The organism is Pseudomonas sp. GM24 (assembly GCF_000282235.1).
Lineage (GTDB): Bacteria > Pseudomonadota > Gammaproteobacteria > Pseudomonadales > Pseudomonadaceae > Aquipseudomonas.
Genome location: NZ_AKJR01000398.1, coordinates 1 through 1088, shown reverse-complemented (window position 1 = coordinate 1088; position 1088 = coordinate 1). Strand labels below are relative to the sequence as shown.

General features: G+C 59.7%; 1 protein-coding gene. It reads right to left on the bottom strand.

Annotation, left to right across the window (positions count from 1 at the left end):
- Positions 1-94: 94 nt before the first annotated feature.
- Positions 95-898: a methyltransferase domain-containing protein gene (locus tag PMI23_RS29055; protein ID WP_007917091.1), complete on the bottom strand. Its 804-nt coding sequence runs from the start codon at positions 896-898 to the stop codon at positions 95-97.
- Between the last annotated feature and the right edge of the window lie 190 nt (positions 899-1088).

The window sequence follows — 1088 nt, the reverse complement described above, 5'->3', positions numbered from 1 at the left end:
CCCACAGGTTTTTCAGGTGTGCACAAAATCTGTGTTCGCTGAAAATCCCTGTGGGAGCTGGCTTGCCAGCGATAGCAATAGTGGCCGCGACCAATCAAACCGTGGCAACAATAAATATCCGCTTGAACGCAAACAACGTATGCCCGTCCGCTTCCTGCGGATAATGCTCATGCACCCGCATCAGGTAGTGATAAATAAACCGCGTCTGTTCCGCTGAATTCAGCGCCTGCATCACCGGCCGCAGCGCCGAGACCTTCACCCAGTCATACACCGGCGATTTACCGTCGACTACCTGCAACTGCTCGGTCTCCCAGATATCCAGCGACGAGGTCAGCGGCGCGAGCAAACGGTAGTAATCCTCCAGTGCCAACAACGGCCGTGCGGCCATGCGCTGACGCAGTTCTGGTGTGCCTATTGGCGTGCCGCCGGGGCCGCCGTCTTCGAGGGTGTCGAGCATCAGCCGATACCACAGCGCATCGCGCCAGTCCGGCATGTGCGCCGCCAGACAACCGCCGGGATTCAGATAACCGAGCAGGTGCGGCAGCAGCGTTTCATGGCCCCCGATAAAGTGCAGTACGGCGGCAGCGAGCAGCAGATCCGCTGGCTGCTCCGGCCGCCAGTCGAGCAGATCGCAACACTTCCACTGCGCCCGGATCGGCAGACAGCGCGCTTCATCGAGCATCTGCGTGGAGCTGTCGACACCCTGCAACTGCGCGCGCGGCCAGCGTTCGGCCAGCAACTGCGTGGCAATGCCGGTGCCGCAGCCCAGATCGTAAATACGTTGCGGGTTTTGCAAGTCGACACGGTCGAGCAATTCATTGACCGGTCGTTGCCTGAGACGGGAAAACTGCTGATACGCCTTGGCGTCCCAGTCGGGTGTTGCGAGACGAGAGATCATTGAGGAGGTCCTCCGGTGATCGTTGGTGTCTTCCGATGACAACCTGGCTCCCAGCTTGAGGACCGACTACGACGACGGAAGCGGAAAGGTGAAGCACCTGAGTCCTTCAGGTTTTGTCACTTTACCTGCCGACCGGCAAAGTGCCACTTCTCCTGACCAGTGGCGAGAATTCCAATGTAGGAGCTGCCGC